Genomic DNA, 9,932 nt, shown 5'->3' with positions numbered 1-9,932 from the left:
GGGGTGGAGGGGGTACCCCATCGCTGCGCGATGGGCAAGCGAACCACCGGGCTGCGCCCGGTGGTTGCGCTCCCGCTCCGCGTCCGCGCTGCACCTCGCTGTGCGAGGTGCCCACTACCCGGACTGCGTCCGGGTAGTGGCGGTCCGTCCGCTGCGCTCCCGGACCAGGCCCCGCTGCGCGAGGCCTAACCGGTCTCCGCTTCGCTCCGCACCGGATGGGGTGGGTCCGCTGCGCTCCCCCACCCAACGGCCCCTCCGGCTGCGCCTACAGGACCATCGGCCCGCTGGCGCGGGCCGGGCTGGCTACGAAGGGTGGGGTTTCGGCCCGGCAGGCACCTGCGGTCTTCGGTGAGAAGGCTCGACCTTTAGAGAAAGTATCCGCTCACCTGGATGGAGAACCAGACCAGAGAGAGACCCATCATCACCAGCATCCCCACGATGGCCAGGCCCACTCTGCGCCGCGCCGGATCCCCACAGAGCGCGATCAGTGCCGGGCCCACTGCCATGACTCCCACATTCAAGGCCGCGGACTCAGGGAGATGCCGCCGCGAAAGGCCGGCGAGAACGGCGATGATGAACCACTGCAGCGCCAACGACGCGGCGACCGTCGCTTTCAACGGCCTCACGTCCAGCAACCACAGGGCCAGCAAGAGCACCGGCACAGCCAGAAACACCCACAACCCGATCCCGGCAAGCGGGTAGAGCCTGAAACATAACGGCACACTGTCCGCGCAACTACGCTCATCCTCTGCAATCGACCACAGCCACAAAACCCTGGCCATCCAGCCCGTGACCGCACCCGCAACCGCGCTACCCGCTAAAACCCCGTAGATCTTGCTCATACACCCGAGGCTCGCAGCACGACTCGTCGAAGTCCTGAGTACAGATACTCAGGACACCCACCTGACGCCAGCGAAGCACGGGGCTGCTCCCTTCACTGCGCTCCACGAGCCAGAGGAAAGCCGGCCGCTGCCCGGCGGGCCGCGCAGCGGCCGGGCAGGTCAGGGTCTGATGGTGGTGTGTGGTGATGGAGTTGAGGAGGGCTGCGCCCTCACGGGGCGGATCCACTGCGCTCCCCCGCCTGACGGTCCTTCCGGCTGCTCCTCCAGAACCGTTGGGGCCCACCGCGTGGGCCTGGCTGGCTACGCGGGGGTGAGGGTCGCTCGTTTATGTCGGGTTCTAGTGTAGCGGGTGCATCAAATTGATGCAGCATGTACCGTTGGCGGAAACACGAGACACCCCCCAACCGCAGTGGACCGGCCTAGGAAATGAGGGACCGTGGATGACGAAGGATCTGCTCTATTCTGCCAATCAGTGTGGAACGTGCTCGTTCCAGCGCGGGCCGCGTATCTAGACTCTGTATCACCTCACTATGACGAGATCTTCTGGGAGGTTGCGCAGCGGGTCGAGCGCACTGGCAGTCTCGGCAAGGCGGAGATCGCGGCCTTGGTCGTATGGAAGCGGCTCTCCGCACAGACGCGTTGGGTGACAGCTCTCATGTCCATGCCCGACAGCGAGGTACGAGCAATCACCGAGCAGGCCGTCGCGTCGGTCAGGGACCCCGAGCTCTCTCGCGGCGAGGCAGCTCGCGCAGGGCGCAGTGCCATCTCGGAACTGCCGGGGTTCGTCAAGGGTGACGCTCTCGCGTCGGCCATCCTGACCTCGGCAGCACCCATGCGGATGGCCGTCTACGACCGCCGGGTCCAGCGAGCCATCAACTCCCTCGGGCTCACACTCACAGACCGTCCGGGCCGCTATGGCCGGTACATGGACCTCCTCGACACCCTGCTCGAACACGACGGAGGGGCTGCAGACGACTGGACTGCGCGCGATGTCGACACGGCTTTGTATTGGGCTGGAAATAATCCTCAGTAACAAACAGAAATGAAAAAGTCGACTTCGCGAAAGGGTCTTGAAGTGCAGGGTATTACTCTGAAAGAACACCAGGTTGACCAGAAGTCGGCGTTCCGGAAGTGGGTTGGATTCCCTGCAAGGTCATCTGTGCCCCCGCAGGGGGCCCGGGGCACCATCGTGTCAGCGACCGGCTCGGGCAAGACGATCACAACCGCCGCGAGCGCGCTGGAGTCCTTCCCGGGCGGCCGGATCCTCGTCACCGTCCCCACCCTGGACCTGCTCGCCCAGACCGCCCAAGCGTGGCGCCTGGTGGGTCACCGGGCGCTGATGGTCGCGGTGTGCTCGCTGGAGAACGACCCGGTCCTGGGCGAGCTGGGGGTGCGCACCACGACGAACCCGATCCAGCTCGCCCTGTGGGCCGCCTCCGGGCCGGTCGTCGTGTTCGCCACGTACGCCTCCCTGGTGGACCGTGAGGACACCGAGGCACCCGAGGGACAGCGGAAGATGCGCGGGCCGCTGGAGGCCGCCCTGGCGGGCGGGGAGCGGCTGTACGGGCAGCAGATGGCGGGCTTCGACCTCGCGATCGTCGACGAGGCCCACGGAACCGCTGGCGACCTCGGAAGGCCCTGGGCCGCGATCCACGACAACGCCCGGATCCCGGCGGACTTCCGGCTGTACCTGACCGCGACGCCGCGCATCCTGGCCGCGGCCGCGCCTCAGAAGGGTGTGGCGGGGCAGGAGGCGGAGATCGCGAGCATGGCCGATGACCCGGACGGAACGTACGGCCCCTGGCTGGCCGAGCTGGGGCTGTCCGAGGCGATCGAGCGGGGGATCCTCGCCGGGTTCGAGATCGACGTCCTGGAGATCCGCGACCCCTCCCCCGTCCTCGGAGAGTCCGAGGAGGCGCAGCGGGGCCGGCGCCTGGCGCTCCTGCAGACCGCACTCCTGGAGCACGCCGCGGCGTACAACCTGCGTACGGTCATGACGTTCCACCAGAAGGTGGAGGAGGCGGCCGCGTTCGCGGAGAAGCTGCCGGAAACTGCGGCCGAGCTGTACATCACCGATGCCTCCGACGCCGATCTGGCCGCCGCGGAGAGACTGCCGAAGTCGTCGATCGAGGCGGAGTTCTACGAGCTGGAGGCCGGCCGTCACGTACCCCCGGACCGCGTCTGGTCGGCGTGGCTGTGCGGGGATCACCTCGTCACCGAGCGGCGTGAGGTCCTGCGCCAGTTCGCCAACGGCATCGACGCCAACAACCGTCGCGTGCACCGGGCGTTCCTCGCCTCCGTAAGGGTCCTGGGGGAAGGCGTGGACATCACCGGCGAGCGCGGGGTCGAGGCGATCTGCTTCGCCGACACCCGCGGCTCCCAAGTCGAGATCGTCCAGAACATCGGCCGCGCCCTCCGCCTCAACCGCGACGGCAGCACCAAGGTCGCCCGCATCATCGTGCCCGTCTTCCTGGAGCCCGGCGAGGACCCCACCGACATGATCGCCTCCGCCAGCTACAAGCCGCTCGTAGCCGTCCTCCAAGGCCTCCGCAGTCACGACGAACACCTCGTCGAACAGCTCGCCTCCCGCGCCCTGACGAGTGGCAAGCGCAAGGTTCATGTCCGGCGCGACGAGGACGGGCAGATCATCGGCGCCGGCGGAGAGAACCAGGAGCAGGACGACAGCGACGCCGCTGCCGAGTCGGCCCTGCTGCACTTCTCCAGCCCCCGAGACGCCGCCACCATCGCAGCCTTCCTGCGCACCCGGGTCTACCGGCCGGAGTCCCTGGTGTGGCTGGAGGGCTACCAAGCCCTCATCCGGTGGCGGAAGGAGAACGAGATCACCGGCCTGTATGCCGTCCCGTACGACATCGAAGTCGAGGTCGGCGTCACCAAGAACTTCCCGCTCGGGCGGTGGGTGCACCAGCAGCGGAAGGCGCTGCGGGCCGGGGAGCTGGAGGAGCGCCGCAAGACCCTGCTCGACGCGCCGGAGGCCGGGATGGTCTGGGAGCCCGGCGAAGAGGCATGGGAGAACAAACTCGCCGCGCTCCGCTCCTACCGCCGGGCCACCGGACACCTCGCACCCCGACAAGACGCCGTCTGGGGCGAAGACGACCAGATGGTGCCCATCGGCCAGCACATGGCCAACCTCCGCCGCAAAGGCGCCAAGAACGGCCTGGGCAAGGACCCGGAGCGGGCCGCCGAGCGCGCGGCGCAGCTGGCAGCGATCGACCCCGACTGGAACTGCCCCTGGCCGCTCGACTGGCAGCGGCACTTCCGCGTCCTCGCCGACCTAGTCGACGCCGATGGCGTCCTGCCCCACATCGCCCCGGGCGTCGTCTTCGACGGCGACGACATCGGCAGGTGGCTGGAGCGGCAGAAAAACCCGGGCACCTGGGCGCAGTTGTCGACCGAGCAGCAGAAGCGGCTGACCGCGCTGGGCGTGCAGCCCACTGAGGCTCCGTCTCCTGCCCCGGCGGCAACGCCTACGGCGAAGGGGCCGGGCAAAGCGCAGCAGGCGTTCCAACGCGGCCTGGCGGCCCTCACCCAGTGGGTAGAGCGGGAAGGCGCCGACCGGCCCGTGCCGCGCGGCGCGGTCGTCGAGATCGAGGTCGACGGCCAGGACGAGCCGGCGCCGGTGAAGCTCGGCGTATGGGTATCGAACACCCGCGCGAGGCGGGACAAGCTCACCCCCGAACAGCGGGTCACACTGAAGGAGCTGGGGGTGGAGTGGGCGTGACACGACCGGTCTCTAGACCACAGGCCTACAGAACTCCTTGCCCGAAGGAATGTGGGCTCACAGTGGAGGACCTGGTTGCTCAGGTGTCCGGGTTCGAGGACGCCTACGAGTGCCACGTCTTCAACCAGGACGAAGTGCTCCCACACATGTTCTTCTGGGACGTCGTACAGGACACCGTTCACTCATACCTGGCGGAGGGCGACCCGGACGGTCCCGACTGGCGCCAGGTCCTCGCGTTTCTGGAAGAGGAGACGCAGCGTCGCGTGCCCGGAGCATTCGAGGTCATCGTGACGTCGTTCCTCTACGACCTCCCCTACCAAGGCAACCCGGGTATGGGATCGAGGAGCATCTCGGGCCTGCCATGAAGGAGAGATGCCTACAGCTTCGCCCCTGGTACGGGGCAGAGGGCCCGGAGGTGACAGGGAAACCGGCGGCGTAAACGTCTGTTGTGGCCGCTCTGCTGCAGATTCGCCGGCTCTCAGCACAGGTGGCGAAGCTCCCGCAGCCCGTAGTCCGGCGGCAGCCACCCCTTCTTCCGCCTCTCGATGGTCTTCCGCGTGTACGGAGGCGGGTGCGGACAGCCCTGCATCAGATCAGGTTCATCACCGGAAGCATGACGGCTACTCAGTTTCACTGATCAGCGACATCGGTCACGGTGGCACAACTGCGCGCGGCCATGAAGCGCTGGGCATCCGGGTTCAGAGTCAGTCCCGTGATTTACCTCACTTCAGAAGCCATCTCCCTATCTGATTTGACGGCACTGATCACCATTGATCCAGCACGTCACGGGCAGGATGCTCACCGGATTCTCACAAGCTGTTGACGGACTTTTAAGGCCTGCATAAAGATCCGCGAGGAATGTTGCACGATCTCGCGAGAGCTGGAAATAGTGGTTAGTAGAGTCAGAAGACGGGCCGTCAGGATCTGGGCCGTCAGCGCCCTGGCCGCGGCGGCGGTGGCAGCCTCGTCGCTGTCGCCCTCGGCGGCGGCGCCGTCGGGAGCACCCGACTCGAAGGCGGCGGCCGGTTCGGCCGAGCCGGCGGACTCGGCGGACAGCCTCGCGGTCAAGGAGGCCAAGCGGACCGGCAAGCCGGTCGAGGTGGCCGCCAAGCGCACCGAGTCCAGCGACACGGTGGCGCAGCCGGACGGCAAGCTGGTCACGACGACGTACGTGCAGCCCAAGCGGGTCCGCAAGGGCGGCTCGTGGGTCGACCTCGACTCGGCGCTGCGCGTCCTGCCGAGCGGCGCGGTCGCGCCGAAGGCGGCCACCGCGGACGTCGAGTTCTCCGGCGGCGGCACCGACCAGCCGCTGGTGCGAATCGCCACCGCGGGCAAGGAACTGAAGCTGACCTGGCCGAAGGCCCTGCCCAAGCCGGTCGTCGACGGCAGCACCGCCGAGTACCGGGCGATCCTGCCCGACGTCGACCTCAAGCTCACCGCCACCCGGACCGGCTTCAGCCAGGTCATCGTGGTGCACACTGCGGCCGCCGCGAAGAACCCCGAGCTCGACCAGGTCCGCCTCGGTCTGCAGAGCGACGGCCTGACCGTCCAGCAGGCACCCGACGGCTCGCTCAAGGCGGTAGACAAGGGCGCTGGCGGCACCGTGTTCGAAGCCCCCGTCCCGGTCATGTGGGACTCCTCCGGCCCCGCCGGGAACGCGTCGGCCGCGAAGCCCGCCACGGCGAAGTCGGCTGCCGCTCCCGCGCAGGGGTCGACCCCGGCCGCGCCGAGCACCCCGCCCGCGCTGGAGAACCTGGTGCCCGGCGAGGGTGCCAAGGTCGCCAAGCTCAAGGTCGAGCTGCCGCAGCAAAAGATGGTCCTGACCCCGGACCAGAGCATGCTGGACGACGCCGCCACGGTCTTCCCGGTCATGATCGACCCGGCCTGGAACACCCCCAACGCGTCCGACTGGGCCGGTGTTTCCCGGTACTACTCCTCCCAGCCGTACTGGCATTTCACGTACAACAGCAACTACGTGCACGACTGGGGCGTCGGCTACTGCGGTGACACCTCGCGCTGCGCACCGACCGACGTCAAGCGGGCGTTCTTCCAGGTCCCCAACGGCAGCTTCATCGGCAAGCAGATCCTCAGTGCCGAGTTCGGCACCTACGAGAGCTGGTCGTACTCCTGCGACGCCCGACCGGTCGAGCTGTGGAACACCGGCTACATCTCCTCGGGCCTGACCTGGCAGAGCCAGAACGCGGCCGGCTTCTGGGGTCGCAAGCTGCAGACCATGAACACCGCCAAGGGCTGGAGCGGCAACTGCCCGGGCGGCTGGCTGGAGTTCGGCGGGACCTCGGGCGCGGTCAAGGACCTGGTCCAGGACGCCGCCAACTGGGGCTGGCCGACCATCACCTTCGGGCTCAAGGCCGAGAACGAGAGTGACTCGAACGGCTGGAAGCGTCTGACCGACGACGCCTTCCTGCGGGTCTACTACAACCTGCCGCCCAACCAGACCGCGATTAGCGATCTGACCATGTCGCCGGGCTCGGTCTGCCAGACCACTCCGCTCAAGATCAACAAGATGCCGCAGATCACCGCGCGGGCCTCCGACCCCGACGGCGAGGCCGTCGGCGTCCAGTTCGGCGTGTTCTGGGACGCGGGCGACGGCCAGGGATTCATCCGCCGTTGGTGGTCCACCGGCTCGGCCGGGGCCGCCCCTGCCTCCAACACCTTCAAGGGCTCCGGCTCGTACTTCTCCTGGTCCCTGCCCACTACCCTGCCCGCCAACACCACGCTGGGCTGGGAGGTGCGGGCGTGGGACGGCGCGCAGTGGGGACCCTGGTCCTCCAGCGGTGATCCGACCCTGTGCTACTTCACCGTCGACACCACCGCACCGGACGGCCCGGCGATCACCTCCGCCTCCTACCCCGGTTCGAAGGACGCCACCGCGTCCCTGTCGTGGACCGACGGCGTGGGCAAGTACGGCGCGTTCATCCTCGACTCGGCCTCCACCGACGTGGTCAAGTACCAGTGGGGGCTGGACGGGAACGCCTCCGCGGCGCACGAGGTAACCACCACCGCCGGCGCCCCGCAAACCGTCCAGATCCTGCCGGAGACCCCCGGCGTGCACACCCTGTCGGCCAAGGCGCTGGACAGCGCCGGCAACGCCTCGCAGCAGGAGACGTACTACTTCACCGTCCTCAACGGCCAGCCCGTCCGCGCCGGTTGGGGCATGGACGAGTCCGGCGGGACGACGCTGTCCGGTACCTCCGGAAGCTTCGAGGCCGCCCTGGCGACGGGTGCCAAGCCCGGCTCGGCCGGCCACCTGGGCAACGCGATGTCGCTGGACGGCAGTGCCACGGGCTACGCCGAGACCCAGGGCGCCGTACTCGACACCACCCGGAGCTACACCGTCTCGGCCTGGGTCAACCTCGCCGACTCCCAGGCCAACAGCGCCGCCGTGTCCCAGGCGGGCAACGTGATGTCCGCCTTCGACCTGGGCATGCGCAACGGCAAGTGGGTGTTCTCGGTGCTCACCCAGGACGTCAACCCCGGGTACGCCTACCAGGAGGCCGCCTCCACCGTCCCGCTGGCGCTCAACCAGTGGACCCACCTGCTCGGCGTCTACGACGCGACGGCCAAGACCGCCACGCTGTACGTCAACGGCGCCAACCCGGTCACCGTCGCCTCCCCTTCGGTCTGGCCGGCGCGGGGCTCCCTGGAGCTCGGCCGGATGCACTGGCGCGGCACCTTCACCGACGAGTGGAAGGGCGCGCTGGACGAGGTGAAGGTCTGGGACCGCGCCCTGACGGCCGGCGAGGCCACCGACGTCGCCGCCGACCGCACCCCGGCCACCGGCCGGCTCGCGAAGGCGGTCTGGCACCTCGACGACAGCACCGCCAGTGCGATCGGCACCGGTGAGACCGGCAACCTGACGGTCAACGGCGGCGCCGCCCCGGGCGCGCCCGGGATCTCCGGCAACGCCGTCCACTTCGACGGCGTGGACGACTACGCCCGCGGCACCCGCGCGCAGGTCGACGGGACCAAGGACTTCTCGGTCTCGGCCTGGGTCAAGGCCACCGCCCCCGCGGCGGGCGACACCATCGCCAAGATGGCGGTGACCCAGAACGGCGAGCACAACAACGAGTTCTCGCTGTACTACTCGGCCTACGGCAAGAAGTGGGTGTTCGGCCGCTACAAGGAGGACACCTCCGTCGACACCCTGGTCCGGGCCGCCCAGGCCGACTGCACGCCCGGCACCACCGTCAACGGCGTGCCCTGCTTCAGCTCCGCCACCGGCGAGTGGGTCCACCTGGTCGGTGTCTCCGACAGCGTGGCCAAGAAGACCCGCCTCTACATCAACGGCTACCTGGTCGGTGAGGCCGACTACACCCAGAACACGCCGTGGGCCAAGCCCGGCCCGATCCAGATCGGCGCCGTGAACCGCGAGGGCGCCAACGCCGAGTTCTTCAAGGGCGACATCGACGACGTGCGGATCTACGACCGCGTCCTCACCTCCACCGAGGCCCGCGACATGGTCCGGCAGCGTCCGCAGCTGGCCGGCCGCTGGAAGCTCGGCACGGCGACCGGCACCCCGCTGAGCTCCCCCGGCGAGGGCCCGCTCAAGGCGGGCGCCCAGCTCGGCACCGGAGCGTCCATCAAGACCGACGGCGGCGTGCTGCCCACCACGGGCACGCTGCTGCTGGACGGCTCCACCGGCTACGCGGCCACCACCGCCGTCCCGCTGCACACCGGCCAGAGCTTCAGCCTGGCGGGCTGGGCCGATACCGTGGGCGTCCCGACCCGGGACATGACCGTGCTGTCCATGCCCGGCGCCAACAACAGCGCGGTGACGATCCGCTGGCACTACCTGGGCCTGGACGCCAACCAGCAGCCCTCGGGCCAGTGGCAGGCAGAGGTGCGGGACTCCGACGCCGTCGGCGCCGTCCGCACCAGCACCACGCACACGCCCGCCACCTCGGTCCTGGACAACTGGACCCACCTGGCGGTCACCTACGACGCCTTCTCCGACCGGCTGAGCCTGTACGTCAACGGCCAGTTGGAGAACCAGGGATGCCCGGACGGCAGCACCGGCTGCACGCCGCACATCTCCTGGACCGGCGCCCCGCAGCCGTACGAGGCCACCTCCGGCCTGCAGTTCGGCCGCAACCGCAACGCCGGCGCCTGGGGTGAGTACTTCTCCGGCGAGCTGGACGACGTCTGGCTCTTCCAGGGCGTGCTCAGCGGTACCCAGATCACCAAGCTGGCCGACTACAACACCGAGCTGGCCACCTCGTCCGGTCTCTGACCGGTGACGGCGGGGGGGGGGGGGGGGGGGGGGGGGGGGGGGGGGGGGGGGGGGGGGGGGGAGGGACACGCCGCACCATACCCCAGCCCTCGCCACCTGT

At 69.0% G+C, this 9,932-nt stretch carries 5 protein-coding genes; 4 read left to right on the top strand and 1 reads right to left on the bottom strand.

Going from position 1 to position 9,932, the window contains the following annotated elements; genetic code table 11:
- Nucleotides 1-365: 365 nt before the first annotated feature.
- Nucleotides 366-842 (bottom strand): hypothetical protein, encoded by a 477-nt coding sequence (locus AC07DU_RS28950; protein WP_479114628.1) that lies wholly within the window; start codon nt 840-842, stop codon nt 366-368.
- 436 nt (nt 843-1,278) lie between these two features.
- Here AC07DU_RS28950 and AC07DU_RS28945 point away from each other — a divergent pair, with 436 nt between their 5' ends.
- The 4 genes from AC07DU_RS28945 (at nt 1,279) to AC07DU_RS28930 (ending at nt 9,832) form a co-directional block, all read left to right on the top strand.
- Nucleotides 1,279-1,875, top strand: a complete 597-nt coding sequence (locus AC07DU_RS28945) for a hypothetical protein (RefSeq protein WP_479114626.1) — start codon at nt 1,279-1,281, stop codon at nt 1,873-1,875.
- 9 nt (nt 1,876-1,884) lie between these two features.
- Nucleotides 1,885-4,581, top strand: a complete 2,697-nt coding sequence (locus AC07DU_RS28940) for a helicase associated domain-containing protein (RefSeq protein WP_479114624.1) — start codon at nt 1,885-1,887, stop codon at nt 4,579-4,581.
- A gap of 62 nt (nt 4,582-4,643) precedes the next feature.
- Nucleotides 4,644-4,946: a hypothetical protein gene (locus AC07DU_RS28935; RefSeq protein WP_479114622.1), complete on the top strand. Its 303-nt coding sequence runs from the start codon at nt 4,644-4,646 to the stop codon at nt 4,944-4,946.
- 524 nt (nt 4,947-5,470) lie between these two features.
- On the top strand, nt 5,471-9,832 hold the full coding sequence (locus AC07DU_RS28930) for a LamG domain-containing protein (protein WP_479114620.1): 4,362 nt from the start codon (nt 5,471-5,473) through the stop codon (nt 9,830-9,832).
- The last annotated feature ends 100 nt before the right edge of the window (nt 9,833-9,932 follow it).

It is taken from the genome of Streptomyces sp. NPDC045695 (assembly GCF_056432025.1).
Note: the sequence above shows the minus strand (reverse complement) of the source record. Positions and strands in the feature narration are given on the sequence as shown.